Source organism: Sporosalibacterium faouarense (assembly GCF_016765695.1).
GTDB lineage: Bacteria > Bacillota > Clostridia > Tissierellales > VENL01 > Sporosalibacterium > Sporosalibacterium faouarense.
In genome coordinates, this window is the sequence record NZ_JAETGO010000039.1 from 1 (window position 1) to 24,484 (window position 24,484).

Below are 24,484 nucleotides of genomic sequence, written 5' to 3' on the forward strand. Positions count from 1 at the left end.
TCAGGTGGAGTGGAGTCTCCATCTGAAGCCCCGATGTTCTGCTTGAGCAGAACGAGTTCACTTTTAGAAAATTTTGCTAGAGGAATGATTTTTAGTATGAAAAGGGTACTATAAAGTATAGGATAATTAATTATCATCGTAGAGCTGTTATTATTTCAATAAAAGATATAGAATCTATGGGAAAGGTTGAAATTTATGAAAAAGAAACATGAAAACACTAAAGTTGTAGTTGGAATGTCAGGTGGAGTGGATTCCTCTGTTGCAGCATTATTACTAAAGGAGCAAGGATATGATGTAGTTGGTATATTTATGAAAAATTGGGATGAGGAAAATGAGTTTGGTTATTGCACAGCTGAAGAAGACTATCAGGACGTGAGGGATGTATGTAATCAAATTGGTATACCCTACTATATTGTAAACTTTGAAAAGGAGTATTGGAATAAAGTTTTTACATACTTTTTAGAGGAATATAAAAAGGGAAGAACTCCAAATCCAGATGTAATGTGCAATAAAGAAATCAAATTTAAAGCTTTTCTTGAATATGCTCTAAAGCTAGGAGCTGATTATCTTGCAACAGGTCATTATGCTAGATTAGAATATGAAAATAGTGAATATCAACTATTGAAAGGTGTAGACTCTAATAAAGATCAGACGTACTTTCTCTGTGCCCTTAATCAAAGACAATTATCAAAGAGTATGTTTCCCCTTGGGGAGTTAAATAAAAGAGAAGTTAGAGAGATAGCTAAAAGAGAAAAGCTTAAAACTGCCAATAAAAAAGATAGCACAGGTATCTGCTTTATAGGAGAAAGGGATTTTAATGAATTTTTAAGTCATTATTTACCTGCTCAACAAGGCGAAATAAGAAACTATGATGATAACAAAGTATTAGGAAGACATGATGGTTTAATGTATTATACGCTGGGACAGAGAAAAGGACTAGGTATTGGAGGGATTGGAACAGGTGAACCTTGGTTTGTGGCAGATAAAAACTTAGAGAAAAATATCCTCTATGTTGTACAAGGAGCTAATAATCCAAAATTATTTTCCTATGGATTAATAGCAAATGATGTAAATTGGATTTCAAATATTGGGAAAGAAATAAAATTTAAATGTAGTGCCAAGTTTAGATATCGTCAAAAAGATCAAGGTGTAGAAGTAGAAATATTGGACGATGATAAATGTAGAGTTATGTTTCATAAGCCACAGAAAGCTATAACTCCGGGTCAGGCAGTTGTATTTTATAAAGGAGATATATGTTTAGGCGGAGGAATTATTGACAAACCTATAAAAGATAAACTAGAGATGAAAAACCAACCAATAGAAATAAATTGATTTAGGTATATGTTAAAGTATATAATAAACATAAATTAAATAAAGGATTTTAAAACTTTATGTTGAAATGAGATAATGGGGTTTATTAGGGTCACTAAATTTTATTGTGAGACATAGTATCTTCGATTAAGTGTTTATACACTGAAGAGAGTTGTATAGCTTAATTATTTTTAACATAAACTAAAATATTAAAATCTAAATTAAATTAGGAGGGCTAAAAATGAAAGAGATGAATAACGGTTGTGGTTGTGAAAATAATCATGATCATGAGCATAATCATGATAATTGTGGTTGTAACCACGGACATGATCATGATGACTGCGGTTGTGAACATGAACATGAACATGAAGGGTATCAAATGATATATTTAACATTAGATGATGACTCTGAATTGAATTGTTATGTGCTTGGAACATTTGAAGTAGAGGAGAAATCCTACATAGCTTTACTTCCAGAGGAAGATGAAAGAGTATTATTGTATGAATATGTAGAGGTTGATGAAGATGAAATTGAACTTAAGAATATTGAGAGTGATGATGAATTCGAAATAGTTTCAGAAGCTTTTAATGAACTATTTGGTGATGAGGAAGATGACGATAAAGAGTAATAGGGGGAATTAAGAATGTCAAAGGAGTTAGAATTTGCTGAAGAGCTTATTGACTTTATTTACGATAGCCCAAGTTCTTTTCATGCAGTAAAAAATACTAAAAGTATTTTAACTAATAAAGGTTTTAATGAATTAAAACTGAGGGGAAAGTGGAAAATCGAAAAGGGTGGAAAATATTTTGTAACTAAGAATGACTCTGCTCTAATAGCTTTTGTTGTTGGGAATGGTGAAATAGAAGAAGAAGGATTTAAATTGATTGCTGGTCATACAGATGCACCTGGATTTAGTATAAAACCAAATCCTGAAATGACAGAAAATGGATATTTAAAACTAAATACAGAAGTGTATGGAGGACCAATTTTAAATACATGGATGGATAGACCCCTTTCCATTGCTGGTAGGGTAAGCTTAAAAACAGATAATCTATTATACCCAGAAAGCAGATTAGTTAATATAGAAAAACCTATTTTAATAATACCTAATATTGCTATTCACATGAATAAAAAACTAAATGAAGGTATTGAACTTAATAAACAAAAAGATACAATACCAATGTTAGGATTAATATCAGAGGAATTTGAAAAAGAGAACTTTTTAATCAAATTACTTGCAGAAGAATTACAAGTGAATGTCGAAGATATAATAGACTTTGATTTAAATTTATATGAATATGAAAAGGGTTGTATAATAGGATTAAATAATGAATTTATATCAACAGGTAAACTAGATGATTTAGCCATGGTTCATGCAGGAATCACTGCATTAGTGGATTCTGAACCTGTTAAGGCGACTAATGTAATGATTTGTTTTGATAATGAAGAGATTGGCAGTAGAACTAAGCAAGGAGCAGGTTCTCCTATGGTGAGAAATATCCTTGAGAGAATAGTAAATGCTTTAGGTAAGGATAAAGAAGATTTTTATAGAGCATTATATAGTTCATTTATTATATCTGCTGATATGGCTCATCCAGTTCATCCAAACGCTCCTGAAAAACATGATCCAGTTAATAGACCGAGGATTAATCAAGGACCTATTATCAAAATCAATGCTAATCAAGCTTATACAACAGATAGTGATTCTAATACAGTTTATGAAATGGTATGTAAGAAGGCAGGCGTACCAGTTCAGAAATTTGTTAATCGCTCTGATGTAAGGGGAGGATCTACAATTGGACCTATATCATCTACTCAAATGGATATACGTTCAGTTGACATTGGAAATCCCATGTTAGCAATGCATTCAATTAGAGAGCTTGGAGGAGTTTTAGATCATTATTATATTAGAAAATCCTTTGATGAGTTTTTCAAATTGTAAATAAGAATAAATTGTTTAATAGATAGGGAATTGCATATTTACAAATCAGATATAAAGTTATAAAAGATTTTAATATGCAATTTCCCCAATAAAGATAAGAGGTTAGATGGGCACTGCTTATTCAACCTCTTTTTTTAATAAGGGATAAAAATTAATATTTCCCCACATATTCCCATCCAGTTTTAATTCCTTGATCTCCAGGTTGCCATCCAGCTTGTGCTGCAAGTCCAGTTTTCTCATTATATTGAAGTGCTGCAATTATTCTTAATATTTCATCAATATTTCTACTAACTGGTTGAGGATTAGTTAACCATGCCATGATTTTTCCTTCAGGATTAATAATAAATGCACTTCTATAAGCAAATCCTTCCTTTTCATTGAGAGCACCATACTTTTTAGATACCATTTGTGTTCTATCTGACATTAAAGGAAAGTTTATTTTTCTGCCGGAAGGTGAGGTTTGCATGAAAATTTTATGGGAATAAATACTATCTGTACTTAAGGCTAATACTTCAGTATTTAAGCTATGAAACTCATTTATTCTGTCGGCAACTGCCGCCAATTCTGTAGGTCAAACAAATGTAAAGTCAGAGCCATAAAAGAATAGTACTACCCATTGTCCTAGATAGTCGGATAAAGAAACCTTAGTAGGCTGACCATTTACTATAGCATCAAGGGTAAATTCAGGGGCCTTATCACCTAGATTAAAATAGTCACAATATTTTTCAGATTTTTGAGGGTTTTGCATATTTTTATATCTAAAACTATTATAGTTGGGATTAGTATAGGGCGTATTGCTATAATATCTTTGGTAATTATTATTAGGAATGAAATACCAGTAAGGATTATTCATTTTTATACCTCCTATAGTTTTTTTGTTTTATAATATTCTATCTATGTAAATTAGTTCATAATATAGATAAACATTTAAATTTTATAAGGAAAATTTTGTATGTTATACTATATAGTGATTAAAATAATAATTAAGGGTATTTTATCTATGAATGATTATATAATGAGGTGAAACATATGAATTATAAATTGATTGCTATAGACTTAGATGGCACATTACTCAATGACGAGAAAAAGATACCAAAACTAAATATAGAAATATTGCAGGAATTGTATAAAAAAGGTTTGGAGATTGTAATAGCTACAGGTAGGAGATATTGGTCTGCTAAGGATTTAATCCAAGAATTAAAGCTAGACTTAGTTGTTTTAGGTAATAATGGAAATATTGTTAGAGAAACTAAGGATGATACTTTAATTGTGACTAAATACATGGATATGAATGATTTTTATAATCTGGTCAAGGAAGGAAGAAAAGTAGGACTCTTTCCTATATTACATGTAGACCACTATCATGATGGATATGATATGCTAATTGAGTTAGATCCTGAACACTCTAAATACTCATCATATATGTCAAAGAATCTTAAAAGATATAAAAGAGTTAATGATTTTTTAGATTATAAAGATGCAAATGTATTGGTTGCTTGTTTTATGGGAGATGTAGAAGAACTTAAGAGTTTTGAAAAGCATTTGAAAAAATCCTATCCGAATAGATATAATTCTCATATTATGAGTCAACTTACTATGCCTGGTGGATTGCTTGAGATTATGAATCCTAAAGGGTCAAAATGGTTGACATTAAAAGATTACGCAGTAGGTAAAGGTATAAAGTCAGAGGAAATAATAGCTATTGGTGATGATAATAATGACATAGAAATGATAAGAAGAGCAGGACTAGGCATAGGAATGAAAAATGGTTCTGATAAAGTTAAGAAGGTTGCAGATATTATTACTAAAAAAACTAATAATGAAGGTGGCGTAGGGGAGATATTAAGGGAAGTATTAAACAATTTAATTATTTGAAATTTCATTACATTGTTGAAAAGTCACAGACTTTAATATAGAATAATATTTGGATAAAATTTCGGAACACTAAATAAGTGTAAAGGACGTGACTGAATGGGTAATGAAAAAATTATGCCATATATAGCGGGAGTAATATATTCTACTATTTTTGGATTTTCATTTATGTTTACTAAAAAAACTTTGGATTTCTTAACGCCCTTCCATCTTTTGGGGTTTAGATTTGCCTTTGCAGCCATAATGCTAACTATACTTCAATTAATTGGCGTAATTAAAATTAACTTTAAAGGCAAGAAATTGCACCTATTGATGTTACTTGCTTTTTTTCAACCAGTAACCTATTTCATATGTGAAACTATAGGAATTAATATGACTTCATCATCCGAAGCCGGTATGATGATTGCGCTAATACCTGTTTTTGTCACTATTTTAGCAACAGTATTTTTGAAGGAAACTCCAACATTGAGACAATTAATTTTTATTCTAGTATCTGTAGCTGGAGTGGTATTTATCAATTTAATGAAGGGAAGTACAGATGTATCTGGAAATATTAATGGAATTTTTGTATTATTAGGAGCAATTGTGTCAGCAGGATTTTTTAATATATTGTCAAGAAAATCATCTTTTCAATTTAAGCCTGTAGAAATTACTTTTGTAATGATGTGGATAGGAACTATAGTGTTTAATTCTATAGCTATAATTCAACATATTGGAAATAATAATCTAAGGAATTATTTACAACCTTTAACAAATACTAGCGTAATAACAGCTATATTATATCTAGGAATATTGTCATCAGTAATTGCATTTTTCATGGTAAATTATATGTTATCTAAAATAGAGGCTTCAAAGTCAGCAGTTTTTGCAAATCTTACAACTATCGTTTCAATATTTGCTGGTGTTGTTATTTTAAAAGAAGACTTCTATTGGTTTCATTTTGTCGGTGGAGGAATGATTCTGTTAGGAGTATGGGGGACTAATTATTATGGTAGGATGAGAAAGGGAAAACTAGTAAAAGACTAGGTTATTGGACAAAAGAGTCTTTTTCTGTTATCATTTACATGACTAAACAAATAAAGGAGAGTTTATTGAATGAGTGAAAACAAAGTTTTAGCAACAGTTAACGGAAAAGAAATAACTGAGCAGGATGTAAATGCACTGTTACAGAGCTTAGGACCTCAGAGAGCAATGCAATTCCAATCAGAACAAGGGAAAAAACAACTTTTAAATGAATTAATAAATCAAGAGTTGTTCTATTTAGATGCTAAAGAAAGTGGTATGGATCAAGAAGAAGCATATAAGAATGAATTAGAAAATGCTAGAATAAATTTACTTAAGCAGTATGCTATAAGAAAAACGTTGAATGATGCTACAATAGCAGAACAAGAAGTTAAAAATTATTATGAAGCTAATAGAGAAAAATTCAAAAGTCCAGAAAGTGTTAAAGCTAGTCATATTTTAGTTGATGAAGAGGCAAAAGCTAAAGAAATAACTGAAGAAATAAATAATGGACTTGAGTTTGGAGAAGCAGCTAAGAAGTACTCTAATTGTCCTTCAAAGGAAAAGGGTGGAGACTTAGGAGAATTCTCCAAGGGAAAAATGGTGCCAGAATTTGAAGAAGCAGCATTTAACATGGATACTAATACTATTAGTGAGCCAGTAAAAACTCAATTTGGATATCATATAATCAAGGTAACTGATAAGCAACCTGAATCAATAAGAGAGTATGAAGAAGTTAAGGATCAATTAACAAATCAAATGATTTCTATGAAGCAAAACGAATTATATCAAAACAAAAGTCAAGAATTGAAAAATAAATATGAAGTAAGCATTAACGAATAAATGCTTTTAAGGCCCTTTGACAATCCTGTCAAAGGGCCTTATTAATTAGTATAGTTCTTCTCTAGCTGTCTCTTTATGCTCCACTAAATCTATAGAGCCTAAAACTACATGTGCAAGTCCAAAACCAACTAACCCCCAGGCTAATGGTCCAGGAAGAATTTTTTTCATTGCGAAACCTGAAGTTGTAACCGCTGTACCTAAAACTGTAGGTATTAAACCTTCTCTAGCTTGCATTATACTCCTCCTATCTTTTAATTCGGTAGGTTCAATATTATTTTTCTCAAAGTGCTTGTATTAAATTAGCGGAAATTATATAGAAATAATCTATTAATAGTAATTCATACATATATTTACCATTAAATAATAAAAGATTAGATCACTATGTAAATTACTTAGTAATCCAAAAAAACAGAAATTTATATTTATAAATTAATTTTAAATTGAAAGAGAAAATGAATTCTATTTTACAAATTAATGATTTATTACATTTTGTTAACAATGTGGATAATTATGGAATTAGATAATGTAAATAATATATAATATAACTGTTAAAAGTTTTTAATAAAATTACATTTGGGGGGATTAAATTGAAAAAAAGTTTGAAGTCAATTATTAGTGTATTAATGATAGTTACACTATTATTTAGTACACAGGGAAGCTTTGCTGTGGACAATGATGGTTTAGAGAATCAGTTGACTGAATATAAAATGGAAGTTTTATATGATAATGTAGAAAAAAGCTTAACGGTTACAGAAACAATAGATTTTACTAATATTTATGGAGATGATTTAAATCAACTCGTATTACATCTATATCCTGATTCTTATGAAAGCTTGAATGATATGCCTTTAATAGGTGGACATTATGAAGTACAGGATGAGAAAAGTCTTCCAGAGAGTATGTTTGGTAATATAGACATATTAAGAGTTAAGGCTAATGATAAAGAATTATCATTTAGCGAAGATAATCAGATTTTAGATATAGAACTTGATGAGACTTTAAAATCTGGAGATGAGATTCAATTAGTTGTTGAATTTACTGTAGATTTACCAGAAGGTAGAAATAGAATAGGTTATTTTGAAAATGTAGTATCATTAACAAATTGGTATCCTATAATGTCTATTTATGATGAAAATATGAATTCATGGGATGAAAATCCATATCATCCTATTGGAGAATCTAACTATAGCCATGTGTCCAACTATAATGTATCTTTAATAGTACCTAAAGAAATGAAGGTTGCATCTACAGGAGTTACTGTTAATGAGGAAGCTAATGAAGAAACAAAAACAGTAAATATTGAAGCTAGTAATGTGAGAGATTTTGTTATAGTGATGAGTGAAAATTATGGAGTAATTAGTACAGAAGTAGATGGCATAAAAATAAATAGCTTTTATTTAAAAAGTGAAAACTCAGAAACCAGTAAAGAAAGTGCAGAAATTCTACTAGAGATTGTAGCAGATTCAGTAGGGTTCCTAAATGAAACCATTGGTGAGTATCCATATGAAGAGCTTGATATTATGGAAACTTATCTTTCTGGTGGAGCGATGGAATATCCTCAGCTTATACAAATGGGTAAGTATGGTGCTCTGGATAAGAACTACAAAGAACAAAATCGTGTGCCATTTCTGATTGAAGCTGCAGTACATGAAACTATCCATCAATGGTGGTATGTAACCGTTGGTAGTAATGAGTACGAAGAACCTTTTATGGACGAATCAATGACAGTATATACAACTGCATACTATTTTGAAAAGAACTTTGGTAAATATCATAATAATGCAACATTAATGCAGATTAGAGGCAGAGTTCATCCCTATCAAGGAACTTCTTTTGATTCCAGTGTAGACGATTTCCAGGATTGGGGTGAATATAGTAATGTAATATACAGCATTGGACCAATAGTATTAGAAGACTTAAGAGAACTAGTAGGAGAAGAAGAGTTTGTTGATATACTCAGTACATACTATGAAAGAAATAAATTTAAAAATGGAAGCATAAAGAAATTATTAGAAGTGATATCTGAAAAAGCTGGTGATGATGTAAAGGAAAAAATAGAAGAAGCTCTTACATCAGAATTCTATTATCCAGAGCATGTTACGATAACTCAAGAGGAACATCAAGAGCTAAATAGAATACAGCAGTTAATGGAATTAAAGCAAAGACAGCAAGAATTTGGAATGTCATTTACAAATATTTATTTGAAGGGATTAGAGGGAGAAACAATCTATCTAATAGTACCTGATAAGACTATGATACCAAAAGACCCTAGTAACTATTATGACGGTGAAACAGGTGTAGATAGGCTTCTTGGATATTACATAAGAAGTTTTGAAAGCTCGGGAATAAAATATAAAGTTAAAAAGCAGAGTGAAGCTGTTAAAAGTGATTTAAGGGAAAATATAATTTTATTGGGTGATTTCAATGAAAATGAGTTAATTAAGGATTTACAATCATATTTTCCTATAAATAGGTCTTCAGATTGGTTGTTGATGGATGATTTAGTAGTAAAGGCAAAAGGAGATGTACATGGGGCTTTTATAATGGAAAATCCATACTATAAATACAATTCAATGATGGTTGTATTCTGGGATGATGCAAGATTATTAGATAGTACATATTTTAACTATGCAAGTATATGGTATGATACAAATCAATTTAAAATATATATCGGAGACACAAAGCAAATATTAGGAAGATATGAACAGTAGTATATATTAACTGAAAACCAATCCGAATAATTTATTATTTGGGTTGGTTTCATTATATAAACATTTTCAAAGAGGTTAAGTATAACTATAAAGAAAGTCAATTGTTTATACAATAGATAAGAAAATACTGTTGTGGATTTTTAGTAATTTCTATATGATATAGTTGAAGGGACAGCATATGTGAAAGGAGAAAACTAATGACAAAAAGAAGTTATAATTTTCATAGATGGAGTACATGGGGAATCCTAGTTGGCGCGTTTATTATTGTTTTTTTTCATAGATTATCTATGGGAGCAGTAGCTGATGATTTAAGTAAAGAATTAGGAATTGGTGGTGCCACATTAGGAAATCTAACATCAATGACATTTTATTCTTATGCTTTGATGCAAATACCCGTAGGTATTATGGTAGATACTATAGGAGTAAGGAAGATATGCTCTATTGGTATGGCATTAACTGCCTTAGGTTCTATTTTATTTGGATTATCTAGTAGCATAGGAATAGCATATTTTTCTAGATTCATAGTTGGGATTGGTACGTCTGTAATAATTGTATCAATTATGAAAGTCCAATCTCAATGGTTTACTAGGAAGAAATATTCTACTTTATCAGGATTAACTTCCTTTTTTGGTAATCTAGGAGCTTTACTTGCAACATTTCCTCTCACATACCTTGTTATTTCTTTAGGGTGGAGAAACACCTTTATGTTTTTGGGGGTTATAACAGCAGTTTTGGCAATGGGAATTTTTATATTAGTAAGAGATACTCCAGAAGAATTAGGATTTAAATCAGTACATAAGAGGGAAAGTAATAAAAAGCTGATTGAAGGTATAAAAGATGTGGTAAAAAATAAATATACATGGCCAAATTTCTTTATAATACTTACTTTGGTAGGATCTACTACAGCTATATTAGGACTTTGGGGAATTTCTTATATAGTACATGTATATGAAGTGACTAAGCAGCAGGCATCATGGTATTTATCATTTATTTCATTTGGGTTTATAGCTGGAGCACCTATTGTTGGGAAATTTTCAGATATGTTAAATGGTGAAATAAAGAGAATCTTAGCTATTTCTACAACAATATTTACTCTAGTATGGATATATATATTGTTGATTCAAAAAGGTATTCCACCCATTGAGCAATTACCAGTGCTGTTTTTTGTTATTGGCCTCTGTGTAATAACTCACATTTTGATATTTACAAATGTTAAGGAAGTTAATGATTTGAATTTCTCTGGAATTGCTACAGCAATTGTCAATGTAGGAGAATTTGTTGGAAGTGCACTTGTAAGTTTAGTCATAGGACTAATTTTAGAGAGAGGATGGTCAGGAAAATTGATTGATGGAGTTAAGGTGTATAATCTGAAAGATTATAGACATGCCTTTAGCTTTGTTATTATAGCTGGCATAATTAGTATAATAGCCTCATTAGTAATGAAGGATGTCAAGGAAACTTCATCGGAAACAATTAAATAAAAAGAAAATATAATAAAATTATAGGGGGTATAAGTTATGAGAAGGGGAGACTATATTACAGGGATTATATTAATAATAATAGGTGGGGTGTTTTTACTAAACAATTTTGATATTATTCAGTTTGATATTGAATTGCATTGGCCACTATTTCTATTAGTTCCTGGTTTAATATTTGAGATTAGCTATTTTATTAGGAGAAAAGATCCAGGGCTTTTGGTTCCAGGGGGGATTTTAACAATATATGGATTATATTTCTATGCCATAGAAATGGATGCCATAGGTAATTTAGTAGAATCATGGGCAGTATATCCATTAGGAGTTGCAATAGGCCTATTCCAACTCTTTATATTTGGTGGAAGGGAAAGAGGTCTACTATTTCCTGTAGGAATTCTTACCATTATAAGTTTATTTGGATTATCTTCTTCTTTTGATATACTGAGCTTTAATTTAATTTTAGGAGTTGCATTTGTATTATTTGGTTTATATATTCTATTAAAAAAAAAATAGGATATTATACATTACATACTTAAGATAAAGTAGAAAACTGGAGGAAAACAATGGATGAAAAAAAGTTGTACAGAGTATACTCACAATATTTAAAAGAGAAGTATGGAACTAAGGTATATAAGCTACCTATTAATCTTCCAACTACTTGTCCCAATAGAGATGGTTGTGTAGGAACAGGAGGATGTATCTTCTGTGGAGAACAAGGGGCAGGTTTTGAGAATCTAGATAATTCTATACCGGTTAAAGATCAAATGGAGAAAAATATGGATTATATTAGAAGAAGATATAAGGCTAAAAAATTCATTGCATATTTTCAAAATTTCACGAATACTTATATGGATATAAAAACTTTTAAAGAAGCTATAAAGAATTCTATTATTGATGATGTTGTGGAGATATCAATATCTACAAGACCTGATTGTATTTCAGATATTCATTTAGATTTCTTAGAAGATATTGAAAAAAATTATGGAGTAAATATTACTATTGAATTAGGATTACAATCTGTAAATCACCATACTTTAAAGAAAATAAATAGGGGACATACTTTAGGAGAATTTATAGATGCAGTTTTAAGGATTAAAAAAAGAGGCTTTGAAGTTTGTGCCCATCTTATTCTTAATCTACCCTGGGATAATATGGATGATGTAGTGGAGAATGCCAAGGTCTTATCATCATTAGAAGTGGATCAAGTAAAGCTACATTCATTATATGTTGTTGAAAACACGGCATTGGGGCAGATGTATAAAGATGATAAGATAGACTTAATTTCAATGGACGAATATGTTGATAGAGTGGTAGTATTTTTAGAGTTTTTGCAAGAAGATATTGTCGTTCAGAGATTAATTGGTAGAGCTCCAGAAGAAAACACCCTATTTGTCAATTGGAATACTAGTTGGTGGAAGATAAAGGACATGATTATAGACGAAATGATGGAAAGAAATACCTATCAAGGAAAAGCGTGCAATTATTTAAATGGAAAGGCTGTAAAGAAATTCATTGAATAGTTTGAAAATTTAAAAGGGTTATATCATGTTTTGTAGAATATATATAATATAGAAAATTGTTAATAACGATTATTATATTCAGGAGGGTGATAGCTATGATAAAGTTTGTGAGTGGTCCCAAGGGATCAGGAAAAACAAAGAGGCTAATTGAGATGGCTAACAGTGATAGTAAGCAGTCCAAAGGTGATATCGTGTTTGTTGATGTAGATAATAGTCATATGCTTAATTTAAATCATAAAGTAAGATATATTAATGCCATGGAGTACAATATTGACAGTATTGATACTTTCCGTGGCTTTTTATGTGGAATTATTGCAGAAGACTATGATATAGAAAAGATTTATATAGATGGCTTTTTTAAGATGCTAGATGTAAATATTGAAGAATTTAAAGATTTAATTCAAAAGAAAATTGATAAATTCAATATAGCCTTTGTCATAGGAGTGGACTCAGACAAAGTTAAAATCCCTGATGAATTGAAATCACTAATTATTAAATAATATATTAAGTAAAAATTTATGTAGAAGGGGCAGATTAGATCTGCCCCTTTATAAATTAAATCAATTTTTCTATAATATCATTGCAATTTTGGAAGAATAGTACTATAGTATTTATGAAAATAACTACTTGAGAAATTAGATATTTCAATTTTATATATTGAGAACATGAATGGAGGATTTTATGGCTAAAAAAGAACGGTTAGATAAGGTGCTTTCGAATATGGGATACGGAAGTAGGAAGGATGTAAAGGGATATATAAAGCAAGGTTTGGTAACAGTGGATGGAGAAGTGGTCAAGAGTAATTCAGTTAAGGTTGATCCTTATGAAGCAGAGATTATTATAGATGGAAACACTGTTGAATATAGAGAATACATATATCTCATGATGAATAAACCAGATGGAGTTGTATCATCGACAGATGATCCTAGAGATACAACTGTTATAGATTTGATAGAAGAGGGATACCGTATATTTGAGCCTTTCCCAATAGGTAGATTAGATAAGGATACAGAGGGGTTACTTATAATTTCTAATGATGGAAAGCTAGCTCATAATTTACTTTCTCCTAAAAAGCATGTTGAGAAAACATATTATGTAGAAGTAGATGGAAGAGTTGGAGAAAATGATATTAATACTATGTCAGAAGGAGTTATAATTGATGGGGATTATAAAACCATGCCAGCAAAACTAGAAATATTAGAATCTAACAATATTTCTAAGGTATACCTGACTATTAAAGAAGGTAAATTTCATCAGGTTAAAAGAATGTTTGAAGCCGTTGATAAAAGTGTAATATACCTCAAAAGGATAGCAATGGGAAATTTAGAGCTTGATGAAGATTTGAATTTAGGAGAATATAGGGAATTAGAAGAGTTTGAAATAGAGCTTTTGAAGGGAATGGATGTATAATTGTCTTGACTATAATTCCAATAAGGTTAAAAAAGGAATTATATGAAATACTTGTATAAAAGTATAGTTAGTTTGCTAAGTGGAAGTATATAATATATAATATTAGTACAGAATAAGAGAATTGAAATCACATATTTAGATAGGGTGTTAATTTTGTCACGTTTAAAAAAGAAAAATATTTTTGATAAGTTTTTTGAAAACAGAGATTCACTAATAATTCAGTATAGAAATGGTGATATGACAAAGAGAGAATTTTTACAGTTAAACTTTGACTTTATTCAGCAGATGAGGGTTAAACCCTTCAGTAAAATTGATAGCTATGAAAAGGGAATGTATAATTATCAATACTACAATGTATTGGCTAAGTATTATACTATGCTTGGAGTAGATATGAAGAGACAAGGAAAGCATTATAACTATTTTAAACATCACTTAAATAAGGCTCATTACTATTATAATGAGAAGGATAAATCAACTCTAAAGCTTTTAAGACATCTAGAGTTTGAAAATGTAGAGGCATATTTTATTAAAGTCGAATCTAAAAGATTAAAGGATAAGTTATACGAAATTGTTTTAAAGGATTATGAATTTGCAATTTTTCACTCGAAGAGTAATTGGCTATTAAAGATACTAAAAGAAGAAGGCGTATTTATATCAGGTAAGAAAAAATCATTAATTGATGGATATATCAATGAAAAGTACTAATACCATATAAATTATTAAATTAATATAAAATCTATGATAGAAAAAAATAAAACGACCTTCAGGTCGTTTTATAAATTTTTTGCAATTGTTTTTATTATAGTATCAAATGAAGCATCGTTTTTAATCTCAAATGTACCTGGTTTGAATTTAGTATCTAAGCCCATTTCAACAGCTCTATTTAAGAAAGTCCACTTATCACTAGTTGATATCAAACCACTATTAATTAATATGTCTGCGATTGTCGGCCCTGATGATGATTCAGGTATTACTACGGTTACAGTTTTAACATTAGTAGAATCATTATTGGAGTTATTATCGTTTTGTTGATTATTTCCTTGATTATCTTGTTGATTGTTGTTCTCAGGACTGCCTTGATTCGTCTCATCTAAATCATCTTGATTCTGGGTAGAGTCATCTGAGTTATTAGTATTGTCATCATTATTGGCTGTGGAATCGTCTTTAGGTTCTCCAATATCTGCTGGTTGTTCTAATGGAGCCTTGTCCACATCAGGAGCAAATAGAATATCTAGTCTCCATAAAATAGTTCCACCTACTGCTATGAATATTACAATAACTAGAAGTACATCAACAGAATCATAAAATAGATCTTTTAAATTGTCGATAAATTTTTTCAAAGTATTCACCTCTACTCTAGATAACTTCTAACTTTATAATAACACATTATGTCTACTGATTTCAACAAAATTAGAACTAATGTAATCTATCTGTAATGTAAGTATATACTACTTATTTGTATATATAATGAAATTAAGTTTGAAGAATTTGGGAACTAATATTAGTATATATATAGAAGATATTTAATATCTTGAAGTGAAGGGTGTATAATATAATAAAATGAATAGTATAGTAAAATAGTATAGCAGAAGAATAATATTATATGAGGATGATTAATAGTGAAGGAAGTTAGAATAAATGAAAATGAACATAATCAAAGAATGGATAAGTTTTTAAAAAAATTCTTTCCTAAGGCATCATCGGGATTTATATATAAAATGCTTAGGAAAAAGAGGATAAAATTGAATAATAGTAAAGCTCAGCCAAAAGATATACTTAATAAGGGTGATGTTTTACAATTGTACCTTTCAAAAGAAACAATCAACAAATTTCAAGAAGACAAGAAAGTTGAAGATATCTCTGTTACATTTGAAATTGTATATGAAGATGAAAATATAGTTTTAATTAATAAGCCCAAAGGACTCCTTTCCCATGCTGCCACAGAAAATAGTACAAATACAGTAGTAAAACAATTAATAAGTTATCTTCATAAACGAGGAGTATATGACCCAAAAAAAGAAAAAACCTTTGTGCCATCTATATGTAATAGACTCGATAGAAATACTAGTGGTATAATTATAGGTGGAAAGAATCACATTTCATTGCAGGTAATAAATAATTCCATAAAGAATAATGGCATTAGAAAGCTTTATAAATGTATAGTTAGAGGAAAGATTAATGAGGATAGGTATTTAAATGGATATATAATTAAAGATTTAGAGGATAATATTGTTAAAGTTAGTAATAAAGAACTAAGTAATTCTAAAAGAATACAAACAATTATTAATCCAATAAAGACAAATAATGATTTTACGTTATTAGAAATAGAGTTAATAACGGGTAGAACTCATCAAATAAGAGCTCATCTAGCATCTATTGAACATCCTATTATTGGTGATATTAAATATGGATGTAAAGAAACTAATGAATTTTTCAAAAAGAAATATGGATTAAAGAGTCAATTTCTACATGCTCATGAAATCGGATTTAAAAATGTAGAAAAACCACTGAATTACTTAAATGGTCAAATCTTTTCGGCTCCTATGACACAACAACTTCAAAATATAGAAGATGACTTATTTGGAGAATAATAGAATGTTTAAAAAGTTTCAAATTACATATCCTAATTATGATTAATAACTAAGGAGGGTGAATAATTTGAAAGTAAGAGAAGTTATGACTTCAAATGTATCAACTGTGTCAATGAATAGTTCAATTAGGGACGCTGCAAATCAGATGAAGAGTTTGAATATAGGATCTATACCTGTGTGTGATGACTCTAAGAGGCCTGTGGGAATAGTAACAGATAGAGATATAGTTATTAGAAATGTATCTCAAGGGTCAGATAGTAATACTTCTGTAAATAGTGTAATGTCAAGAAATCTAGTTACAGTTACTCCTGAAACAGATGTACACGAAGCTGCAAAAATCATGGCGCAAAATCAAATAAGGAGACTACCTGTAGTTGAGAATAATCAGATAGTAGGTGTGCTTGCTATAGGTGACTTGGCGATAAGAGATATTTATGTAAATGAAGCAGGAGACGCTTTATCTAATATTTCTGAACCAAGCAATCCATCAGGTAATTTAAGGTAATAAAAGAGGTACAGAGAATCTCTCTGTACCTTAAATATGTAAATTCTTCAATTATATAAAGTTAAAAATAGAATATAGATTTAATTTTGTATTAATGATTTTATGGGTATAATCATAGGGTAAAGTATAAGTAATAAATGTAATAATTATTAAATATTAAGCTTTAAGGGGGAAAAGAATGGAAAATAATACAATTAAGATTAATGTTAAAAATTTTGGAGTTTATGATGTTAAAAATGGTATTAGTCTAGATGAAATAATTGAAGAGTTGAATATCAAGAATGAGAAAAAATATTTAGGTGCAATAGTTAATAATCAGGTGAAAAGACTAGATTATGAAGTGAAAGAAGATAGTGATATTGAGTATTTAGATTTGACCCATAAGGATGGAATGAGAATATATTCTAGAACTCTAGCCTTTATATATATAAAAGCGTGCAGTGACCTTTTTAAGAATTGTAGAGTAACCGTTGAACACTCTTTAAGTAGAGGATTATATACAGAGTTATATAATGTAGAGAATATTGAGCTAGATGATATTAAAAGAATAAAAGATGTAATGGGAAAAATTATAAAACAAGATATCCCAATTGAAAGAAAGTTAGTTTCTAAGGACGAAGCCATAAAGATATTTAAAGATATGAATATGGAAGAGAAGGTTAGACTTTTAAACCAAAGAGATAAAGATACTAAGCATGTATATAATTTAGAAGGTTATTATGATACTTTTTATGGCTATTTAGCTACATCTACAGGTGTTATTGATGAATTTGATTTGAAGTATTATCATCCAGGAGTAATCATTCAATTACCTAGAAAAGAAAGTGATTTTAAAATACCAGAATTTCAAGAGCAAAGTAAGCTAGCAAAGATATTTAAGGAGGCAGAAACCTGGGGAGATATTTTAGATGTAGGATATGTATCCTCTCTTAATGAAAAAATACTTAATAACTCCATTGGAGATATCATTAGGATTTCCGAAGCTCTCCATGAAAAGAAAATTGCAAATATCGCTGACAAAATATGTGAAGATAAAGATAAAAGACTTATATTAATTGCTGGGCCCTCATCTTCAGGTAAGACTACTTTTGCACAAAGACTGGCTATTCAGCTTAAAGTTAATGGGAAGAAGCCCATATCTATTTCTTTAGATGATTACTTTGTTAACCGTGAAGATACTCCAATTGATGAGAATGGGAAGTTTGATTTTGAAGCTTTAGAGGCAATAGATATAAAGACCTTTAATGAGGATTTGGTGAAAATCTTGGAGGGTGAAGAGGTAGAAATCCCTACTTTTAATTTTCTTACTGGACATAGAGAATATAAGGGTAAGAAGATAAAGGCTGATAAGGATCATCCTATTATTATTGAAGGGATACATGGATTAAATAACAAGCTAACTCCTTCAATACCGCAGAAAAACAAATTTAAAATATATGTTAGTGCATTGACACAGCTTAATATTGATGGACATAATAGAATACATACTACTGATACAAGGCTAATTAGAAGAATGGTAAGAGATAAAAACTTTAGAGGGAATGACGCACTAAGAACACTGGAATTGTGGGATAATGTAAGACGAGGAGAAGAAAGAAATATTTTTCCATACCAAGAAGAAGCTGATGTAATGTTTAATTCAGCTCTAGTATATGAACTAGCAATTTTAAGGAAATATGTTGAGCCTCTACTTATGGAAATAGATAAGAGTAATAGCTTCTATTCAGAAAGCAAAAGACTTCAAAAATTCATAAAATATTTTAAAAGCGTACATGAGGAACAGGAAATACCATGCACATCAATTATTAGAGAATTTATAGGGGGAAGCTGTTTTACCGAGGAATAGTTTTAAACTATTCCTTTGATTTTTTATGATAAGTTTTATATAATGGATAAGCCAAGTATTAATAGTATATTTATAGGCTATATAAAACTTATATAGGGAGTTGAAACTAATGAATGAATTACTAAACAAACTAGTTGAAAACAATAAAAACTTAACTATAGATGGTAAAGTGGCTAAATATATCCCTGCATTAGGGAAAGCAGATCCAAATGAATTAGGCATATGTGTAGCTGATATAGAAGGGAATATTTATACGGCTGGTGATTATAATAAAAAATTCACGATACAGAGTATATCAAAGACCATTTCACTTATGCTTGCCATTATAGATAATGGAATTGAATATGTATTTGATAGAGTTGGAATGGAGCCAACAGGGGATGCATTTAACTCTATTATTAAACTAGAAATAGTTTCACCCTCTAGACCATTGAATCCTATGATAAATGCTGGAGCTATTGCTGTATCTTCAATGATCAAAGGAAATTCAACAGATGAGAAATTCAAGAGATTGTTAAACTTTTTTAGAAAGATATCTGGTAATGAAAATCTAGGTATTAATGAAGAAGTATATTTATCAGAAAAAGAAACAGGAGATAGAAATAGGTCTATGGCTTATTTTATGAGAGAGGCAGGTATTTTTACAGGGAATGTAGATGAAATTTTAGATGTGTATTTCAAGCAATGCTCTATAGAGGTAGATTGTATAGATATTGCTAAAATAGGACTTTTTCTAGCAAACGGAGGGAGATTGCCTAGTACAAGGGAGCAAATTGCTGGGGAAAATATAGCAAGAATAGTAAAAACTTTCATGGTTACTTGTGGAATGTATAACGCTTCAGGTGAGTTTGCAATAAACGTAGGTATACCGGCTAAAAGTGGAGTAGGTGGAGGAATTATGGCTTCAGTTCCCCATAGAATGGGAATAGGAGCATATGGTCCAGCATTAGATGATAAGGGGAATTCTATAGGTGGTTGTGGCATTTTAAAGGATCTATCGAGGAACTTTAATCTAAGTATTTTTTAAAAATTATTATCAATATCAGACTAAATTGTATACAATGGTTTTAGAGAGAAAGTATTTTAAGAGGGTGGTAAACTTGGATTTAGTTGTGAATATCTCAGGAACAAATGGTAATATACAGATTAGCCTTTCTCCTAAATCAGCTGGGGATATTGAGGATTCTTCAGGAAGTCTTGTTTTTCCTTTCTACAATGATAATTTTGTTATGACATTTCATATGAAAAGAAAGGGATGGGAATTTCCTGCTGGAACTCGAGAAGAAGGGGAAACTCCATTGGAATGTGCAAAAAGAGAATCCTTTGAAGAGGCTGGCGCTATACTTAAAAATGTGAAGGCTTTAGGATATTATACAGTTAATAATGGAGATAAGAAGTTGAAATATGCCATTTATAAAGCTGAAATAGACAGATTTGAACCTAAGCCTAGTTGGAGTGAGACAGACTTAGTTAAACTATTTACAGAGTTACCAGAGGATATATCCTATCAAGATGATGTATATAAAATAGTTTTAAATCACATTAAAAGTACTGAAGGAAAAATGTAAATTTTGGAATTATAATAAACCTAGATTGTATTAAAAATAGGATATGACTTCTAAATACAGTCATATCCCATTTGAGTTTTTGAAGATTATGAATCTATAATTTCATCTTCTTCAAAATCTTTTGAGAAGTTTTTGGCAAAATCAATAATTGTTTCATCATTATTTGTTGTTTTTCCCATGAGATAAAGTACTGGGCAAAATCTAGTTATTCCTTCGGCAACTTTCATAGCACCTAAAGTAATAAGTGCACCTGAGTCCCTTGATATACCAATACCTAACATAGTTAGGCCACCAGTTATTCTTAGATACGAGTCAAGTTTTCCAACATTTTCCTTCAAATTTAACACCACCTTTAAATGTAATAATATTATTTTTTCATAATTTCGTTTTTGTATTACATATTTTAAAAATTTCTTATGTTGTTTATTATTAATAGAATAGTGTAAAAATATAATAGAACTTAAAAAGTGAGGTGTAATAATATGATTAAGAAGATTATTCTTGTTATAACGTTAGTTGCTTTTATATTGTTTTCTGGAGGATGTGTAGACAATGGAAATGATAATATCGATGATAATGAGATAGAAGACAATAATGGAGATAAAGAAATTGGGCAAGAGATTACTCTTTATTTTGCTGATGAACAAGCAATTGATATGGTGTCAGAAAGAGTTGTTGTGCCTATGGATGAGAGACCATTGGAAGATGTCGTTATTGAAAAGTTACAGGAAGGACCAACACAGTACGAACAAGGACATAGACCGACTATTGGAGATAATATAGAAATAATTGATGTTGAGGTAACTGATGCTACAGCTTTTGTGAACATTTCTAGTGAAAATTTAACTGGAGGATCAACAGAAGAAAGATTTTTAATAGACTCTATAGTTATGTCTTTAACTGAATTAGATTACATAGATAAGGTGAAATTTTTAGTTGATGGAGAAAGTGAAGGTACTCTTATGGGACATTTTATCATTGACGAACCATTTACAAGAGAAAGTATAAATCCAGCTGAAGAAGATTAAAAAATAAGGCAATGAATCTATTTACTTAATAGATTCATTGCCTATTTCTATCTTTAGAAATTAAGTCCTTCCTTCCGTATTCCAACACTTAAAGCCATACCTATTGAAACCATATTTACTAGTAAGAAAGTTCCGCCATAACTCATAAATGGAAGGGGAATACCTGTCAAAGGAAGTAGTCCCATAGTCATTCCTATATTTTCGAATATATGGAAAGTCATCATTGATGAAACTCCTATAATTATTAGTGAACCAAAGAGATCTTCAGTATTTCTGGCAATACGTACAAGTCTTAAAAGCATTATAGCATATAGGGTGATTAATATTAATCCTCCAAGAAGGCCTAATTCTTCTCCAATAACAGCAAAGATTAAGTCCGTTTGAACTTCTGGGAGAAAGCCTAATTGAGTCTGAACACCCTCATATAATCCACGACCAAAAATTTTACCAGATCCTATAGCTGTTATAGATTGATCTAATTGGTAACCAGAACCTAGGACATCCCTTGTGGGATCTATAAAATTTAAAATTCTATTCTTCTGATAACCCTCTAGTGTAAACCACAAGATAGGAGCACTCATTACACCTGCTAAAACTGAATACAATATATACTTCCAATCTAATCCAGCTATAAAAAGCATAACTGCAATAAAGAAAACATACACTGCTGCAGTACCAGCATCAGGTTGTTTTGCAATTAAACCAATTGGAACTGCTGCAAAAGCTAAAACTTTTATTAAAGTAGGCAATTCATTTAAATTTTCTTTGTTATTATCAATATACTTTGCTACACTGATGATTATTCCGATCTTAACTATCTCAGAAGGTTGAAATGTGAATCCACCTATAGATAACCAACTCCTTGCTCCCCATCTTTCTTCACCAAAACCAAATAACAATACAGCGAGTAATAATCCATTACAAACAAAATAGATTACCAAATAAAGCTTGCCCCACCATTCATAATCTATCAAAGATAGAACAATTATTGCTATAAGTCCTAAACCAAGGGCAAGTCCTTGTTGTTTAAGATACGGAAAGCTTCCATAAGTAGAATTAGCAGTAGCACTTGAAATCATAATAAGTCCATATACAGCTAGTAATATTACAGAAAGTAATAATATATAATCAAATCTTTTCCAAAAACTTCGTCTTTTTTTCGCCATATTTATGCCCTTTCTATATATATATAATTAAGTATACTTGTCCAAATCATACTTCTTCAACTATTTATTATACCATATAATATAAATAAAGCCTACACTTTAGTAGACTTTATAAGGTAAATTCTTTAAGAATATTTTTGTAATTTAATTTAGGAGTGTATTCACCGGTTTCTTCAATTAAATTATAATTATTGAGCAACTTAGTCTTGCTAGACATTATATTATCTAATACTTCAATAAAGGTATCTATTTCAGATCTTGTGTTATACATCCCAAAGCTAACTCTAACTAAACCAGGTACATTAGAATAGTCTCCAAAGATTAATTTCTTTTGTAGACTTGAGATATCACCTGAAGAAAGGTTTAATAAGTGATGAATATATGGATGGGCACAGAAACATCCGTTTCTTACACCAATACCTCCCTCATAAGAAAGGGCAGAGGCTATTAGTCCATGGGGTACCCCTTTAACATTAAATGATATCACTCCAACAATATCCTTATTCTTTTCATGTAAAACATTAGAGTATACTTCTATATCATCAAATTTATTGAGTTTAGACATGAAATATGTAGCTAGTTTATACTCATGAGCTTTTATTTCATCCATGCCTATTTCACTCATTATCTTTATTGCTTCAGCTAAAGCCACTGCACCAACTACATTTGGCGTCCCTGCTTCTTCTTTATCAGGTAAATCTGCCCAATAGCTATTATGTTGGGTAACACTAGTAATAGTACCACCACCTACATATTCAGGATTCCCTTTGAGGAAAATAGATTTTGGGCCGATTAGTACTCCTGTACCAAAAGGAGCATACATTTTATGGGCTGAAAATACAAGAAAATCAATATAATCATCATCACTATATCCCGACATATTAATTTCACGATGGGGTATCAACTGAGCTCCATCTACCAAGAGTTTTGTATTATAGCTGTGACATATAGATGCTATATGATGTATATCATTTACTATTCCTGTAACATTTGAACATCCTGTAATCGCTACTAATTTAACATTATTCTTATATTTCTTTAACTTATACTCAAGGTCATTTAAATCAAGACTACTATCCTTTAAAACTTTAATATGTATGGTTTTTGCATGGTTTCTCCACGGGAGGTCATTTGAATGATGTTCCATAAGGCTAGTGATCACAATGTCATCGTGACTTAAGTTTAGACGATAGGAGAGTTTATTTATAGCTTCTGTTGTATTTTTCACAAATATAACAGTATTTTTATCATGGCTAGAATTGACAAAATCAGATACAATTTCATGAGCCTTATCGTATACTGATGTAGAAATTTTAGATTTATATCCAGTTCCCCTATGAATACTAGAATACCATTCTAAGAAAGAAGTTACCTTGTTAAGAATTGGTAATAGAGTTGGTGTACTGGCAGCATTATCAAAATTTATATAAGTAGTTTTCTTTCCACTCTTTAATGGAATCTTAGTATCAATCCCTATAACATGCTTTCTTATATTATTTATGTTATACTTCTTTTGAAAAAACATAGAAATCCCCCTCTAACATATATCAAATAAAGACTATATACTATTCATAATATGAGAGATGAAGTATATTGACACACAAAAAGGCTTAACAAAGAGTTAAGCCTTTTAATCTTTTGATAAGACTCCCACTTCTATAAGTGGGAGAGAAGATTTCTCTTCAGGTGGAGTG

25 protein-coding genes are annotated in these 24,484 nt (G+C 30.3%); 19 read left to right on the forward strand and 6 right to left on the reverse strand.

Translation table 11 applies throughout. The features are described 5' to 3' along the window. The first annotated feature begins 195 nt into the window (after positions 1-195). The 3 genes from mnmA (at position 196) to JMO20_RS07620 (ending at position 3,253) form a co-directional block, all read left to right on the forward strand. Positions 196-1,332 (forward strand): tRNA 2-thiouridine(34) synthase MnmA, encoded by a 1,137-nt coding sequence (gene mnmA, locus JMO20_RS07610; protein ID WP_202708950.1) that lies wholly within the window; start codon positions 196-198, stop codon positions 1,330-1,332. A gap of 220 nt (positions 1,333-1,552) precedes the next feature. Beyond that, entirely contained in the window at positions 1,553-1,939 is a 387-nt protein-coding gene (locus tag JMO20_RS07615; protein WP_243414676.1) for a DUF1292 domain-containing protein, read from the forward strand. A gap of 15 nt (positions 1,940-1,954) precedes the next feature. Continuing rightward, entirely contained in the window at positions 1,955-3,253 is a 1,299-nt protein-coding gene (locus JMO20_RS07620) for a M18 family aminopeptidase (RefSeq protein ID WP_202708951.1), read from the forward strand. A gap of 151 nt (positions 3,254-3,404) precedes the next feature. Here JMO20_RS07620 and JMO20_RS07625 read toward each other — a convergent pair whose 3' ends face one another. After that, complete coding sequence (locus JMO20_RS07625) at positions 3,405-4,106, reverse strand: peroxiredoxin (RefSeq protein WP_341534005.1); 702 nt, start codon at positions 4,104-4,106, stop codon at positions 3,405-3,407. A 176-nt stretch (positions 4,107-4,282) separates the two neighbouring features. On the opposite strand from JMO20_RS07625, the gene JMO20_RS07630 reads away from it, so the two are divergent. From JMO20_RS07630 to JMO20_RS07640, 3 genes are all read left to right on the forward strand, one after another. Beyond that, the gene (locus JMO20_RS07630; RefSeq protein WP_202708952.1) at positions 4,283-5,128 is read left to right on the forward strand and encodes an HAD family hydrolase; all 846 of its coding nucleotides are present in this window, start codon (positions 4,283-4,285) and stop codon (positions 5,126-5,128) included. Between the two features lie 96 nt (positions 5,129-5,224). After that, entirely contained in the window at positions 5,225-6,151 is a 927-nt protein-coding gene (locus JMO20_RS07635; protein WP_202708953.1) for a DMT family transporter, read from the forward strand. A 69-nt stretch (positions 6,152-6,220) separates the two neighbouring features. Next, complete coding sequence (locus JMO20_RS07640; protein ID WP_202708954.1) at positions 6,221-6,970, forward strand: peptidylprolyl isomerase; 750 nt, start codon at positions 6,221-6,223, stop codon at positions 6,968-6,970. Between the two features lie 45 nt (positions 6,971-7,015). Here JMO20_RS07640 and JMO20_RS07645 read toward each other — a convergent pair whose 3' ends face one another. Continuing rightward, on the reverse strand, positions 7,016-7,204 hold the full coding sequence (locus tag JMO20_RS07645) for an asparagine synthase (protein WP_202708955.1): 189 nt from the start codon (positions 7,202-7,204) through the stop codon (positions 7,016-7,018). 353 nt (positions 7,205-7,557) lie between these two features. Between JMO20_RS07645 and JMO20_RS07650 the strand changes: the two genes are divergently transcribed. The 7 genes from JMO20_RS07650 to JMO20_RS07680 all read left to right on the forward strand — a co-directional run bounded on the left by JMO20_RS07650 (position 7,558) and on the right by JMO20_RS07680 (position 14,791). Further along, on the forward strand, positions 7,558-9,681 hold the full coding sequence (locus JMO20_RS07650) for a M1 family metallopeptidase (RefSeq protein WP_202708956.1): 2,124 nt from the start codon (positions 7,558-7,560) through the stop codon (positions 9,679-9,681). A 197-nt stretch (positions 9,682-9,878) separates the two neighbouring features. Beyond that, on the forward strand, positions 9,879-11,162 hold the full coding sequence (locus tag JMO20_RS07655) for an MFS transporter (RefSeq protein ID WP_202708957.1): 1,284 nt from the start codon (positions 9,879-9,881) through the stop codon (positions 11,160-11,162). A gap of 36 nt (positions 11,163-11,198) precedes the next feature. Continuing rightward, complete coding sequence (locus JMO20_RS07660) at positions 11,199-11,669, forward strand: LiaI-LiaF-like domain-containing protein (protein ID WP_202708958.1); 471 nt, start codon at positions 11,199-11,201, stop codon at positions 11,667-11,669. 50 nt (positions 11,670-11,719) lie between these two features. Further along, entirely contained in the window at positions 11,720-12,676 is a 957-nt protein-coding gene (gene mnmL / locus JMO20_RS07665; protein ID WP_202708959.1) for a tRNA modification radical SAM protein MnmL/YtqA, read from the forward strand. Between the two features lie 95 nt (positions 12,677-12,771). After that, the gene (locus tag JMO20_RS07670) at positions 12,772-13,176 is read left to right on the forward strand and encodes a twitching motility protein PilT (RefSeq protein WP_202708960.1); all 405 of its coding nucleotides are present in this window, start codon (positions 12,772-12,774) and stop codon (positions 13,174-13,176) included. Between the two features lie 181 nt (positions 13,177-13,357). Further along, a complete protein-coding gene (locus JMO20_RS07675; RefSeq protein WP_202708961.1) occupies positions 13,358-14,086 on the forward strand; it encodes a pseudouridine synthase in 729 nt (242 codons plus the stop codon). A gap of 144 nt (positions 14,087-14,230) precedes the next feature. Next, positions 14,231-14,791, forward strand: coding sequence for a DUF6648 family protein (locus JMO20_RS07680; protein WP_341534006.1), 561 nt, complete (start codon positions 14,231-14,233; stop codon positions 14,789-14,791). 68 nt (positions 14,792-14,859) lie between these two features. Here the strand turns inward: JMO20_RS07680 and JMO20_RS07685 are convergent, their stop codons facing one another. After that, positions 14,860-15,426: an MltG/YceG/YrrL family protein gene (locus tag JMO20_RS07685; RefSeq protein WP_202708963.1), complete on the reverse strand. Its 567-nt coding sequence runs from the start codon at positions 15,424-15,426 to the stop codon at positions 14,860-14,862. Between the two features lie 279 nt (positions 15,427-15,705). Between JMO20_RS07685 and JMO20_RS07690 the strand changes: the two genes are divergently transcribed. The 5 genes from JMO20_RS07690 (at position 15,706) to JMO20_RS07710 (ending at position 20,596) form a co-directional block, all read left to right on the forward strand. Next, complete coding sequence (locus JMO20_RS07690) at positions 15,706-16,677, forward strand: RluA family pseudouridine synthase (protein WP_202708964.1); 972 nt, start codon at positions 15,706-15,708, stop codon at positions 16,675-16,677. A 67-nt stretch (positions 16,678-16,744) separates the two neighbouring features. After that, positions 16,745-17,182: a CBS domain-containing protein gene (locus JMO20_RS07695; protein WP_202708965.1), complete on the forward strand. Its 438-nt coding sequence runs from the start codon at positions 16,745-16,747 to the stop codon at positions 17,180-17,182. 178 nt (positions 17,183-17,360) lie between these two features. Further along, positions 17,361-19,028 carry a nucleoside kinase gene (locus JMO20_RS07700; RefSeq protein ID WP_202708966.1) on the forward strand — a complete coding sequence of 556 codons (1,668 nt, stop codon included), beginning with the start codon at positions 17,361-17,363 and terminating at the stop codon, positions 19,026-19,028. 109 nt (positions 19,029-19,137) lie between these two features. After that, positions 19,138-20,055 carry a glutaminase A gene (gene glsA / locus JMO20_RS07705; RefSeq protein WP_202708967.1) on the forward strand — a complete coding sequence of 306 codons (918 nt, stop codon included), beginning with the start codon at positions 19,138-19,140 and terminating at the stop codon, positions 20,053-20,055. Between the two features lie 73 nt (positions 20,056-20,128). After that, entirely contained in the window at positions 20,129-20,596 is a 468-nt protein-coding gene (locus JMO20_RS07710) for an NUDIX domain-containing protein (RefSeq protein ID WP_202708968.1), read from the forward strand. Between the two features lie 86 nt (positions 20,597-20,682). On the opposite strand, the gene JMO20_RS07715 is transcribed toward JMO20_RS07710, so the two are convergent. After that, positions 20,683-20,934 carry a YgaP family membrane protein gene (locus JMO20_RS07715; protein WP_202708969.1) on the reverse strand — a complete coding sequence of 84 codons (252 nt, stop codon included), beginning with the start codon at positions 20,932-20,934 and terminating at the stop codon, positions 20,683-20,685. A gap of 144 nt (positions 20,935-21,078) precedes the next feature. Between JMO20_RS07715 and JMO20_RS07720 the strand changes: the two genes are divergently transcribed. Then, positions 21,079-21,624, forward strand: coding sequence for a GerMN domain-containing protein (locus tag JMO20_RS07720; protein ID WP_202708970.1), 546 nt, complete (start codon positions 21,079-21,081; stop codon positions 21,622-21,624). Positions 21,625-21,677: 53 nt separating this feature from the next. Here JMO20_RS07720 and rodA read toward each other — a convergent pair whose 3' ends face one another. Then, positions 21,678-22,790, reverse strand: coding sequence for a rod shape-determining protein RodA (gene rodA / locus JMO20_RS07725; RefSeq protein WP_202708971.1), 1,113 nt, complete (start codon positions 22,788-22,790; stop codon positions 21,678-21,680). A 109-nt stretch (positions 22,791-22,899) separates the two neighbouring features. Next, positions 22,900-24,315: an aminotransferase class V-fold PLP-dependent enzyme gene (locus JMO20_RS07730; protein ID WP_202708972.1), complete on the reverse strand. Its 1,416-nt coding sequence runs from the start codon at positions 24,313-24,315 to the stop codon at positions 22,900-22,902. Positions 24,316-24,484: the final 169 nt, after the last annotated feature.

What these genes read in the sequence shown, in the direction of transcription:
- glsA (WP_202708967.1), top strand. Translation starts at nt 19,138, where the DNA reads ATGAATGAATTACTAAACAAACTAGTTGAAAACAATAAAAACTTAACT.
- JMO20_RS07655 (WP_202708957.1), top strand. Translation starts at nt 9,879, where the DNA reads ATGACAAAAAGAAGTTATAATTTTCATAGATGGAGTACATGGGGAATC.
- mnmA (WP_202708950.1), top strand. Translation starts at nt 196, where the DNA reads ATGAAAAAGAAACATGAAAACACTAAAGTTGTAGTTGGAATGTCAGGT.
- mnmL (WP_202708959.1), top strand. Translation starts at nt 11,720, where the DNA reads ATGGATGAAAAAAAGTTGTACAGAGTATACTCACAATATTTAAAAGAG.
- JMO20_RS07660 (WP_202708958.1), top strand. Translation starts at nt 11,199, where the DNA reads ATGAGAAGGGGAGACTATATTACAGGGATTATATTAATAATAATAGGT.
- JMO20_RS07720 (WP_202708970.1), top strand. Translation starts at nt 21,079, where the DNA reads ATGATTAAGAAGATTATTCTTGTTATAACGTTAGTTGCTTTTATATTG.
- JMO20_RS07645 (WP_202708955.1), bottom strand. Translation starts at nt 7,204, where the DNA reads ATGCAAGCTAGAGAAGGTTTAATACCTACAGTTTTAGGTACAGCGGTT.
- JMO20_RS07640 (WP_202708954.1), top strand. Translation starts at nt 6,221, where the DNA reads ATGAGTGAAAACAAAGTTTTAGCAACAGTTAACGGAAAAGAAATAACT.
- JMO20_RS07730 (WP_202708972.1), bottom strand. Translation starts at nt 24,315, where the DNA reads ATGTTTTTTCAAAAGAAGTATAACATAAATAATATAAGAAAGCATGTT.
- JMO20_RS07615 (WP_243414676.1), top strand. Translation starts at nt 1,553, where the DNA reads ATGAAAGAGATGAATAACGGTTGTGGTTGTGAAAATAATCATGATCAT.
- JMO20_RS07675 (WP_202708961.1), top strand. Translation starts at nt 13,358, where the DNA reads ATGGCTAAAAAAGAACGGTTAGATAAGGTGCTTTCGAATATGGGATAC.
- JMO20_RS07670 (WP_202708960.1), top strand. Translation starts at nt 12,772, where the DNA reads ATGATAAAGTTTGTGAGTGGTCCCAAGGGATCAGGAAAAACAAAGAGG.
- JMO20_RS07630 (WP_202708952.1), top strand. Translation starts at nt 4,283, where the DNA reads ATGAATTATAAATTGATTGCTATAGACTTAGATGGCACATTACTCAAT.
- JMO20_RS07620 (WP_202708951.1), top strand. Translation starts at nt 1,955, where the DNA reads ATGTCAAAGGAGTTAGAATTTGCTGAAGAGCTTATTGACTTTATTTAC.
- JMO20_RS07700 (WP_202708966.1), top strand. Translation starts at nt 17,361, where the DNA reads ATGGAAAATAATACAATTAAGATTAATGTTAAAAATTTTGGAGTTTAT.
- JMO20_RS07635 (WP_202708953.1), top strand. Translation starts at nt 5,225, where the DNA reads ATGGGTAATGAAAAAATTATGCCATATATAGCGGGAGTAATATATTCT.
- rodA (WP_202708971.1), bottom strand. Translation starts at nt 22,790, where the DNA reads ATGGCGAAAAAAAGACGAAGTTTTTGGAAAAGATTTGATTATATATTA.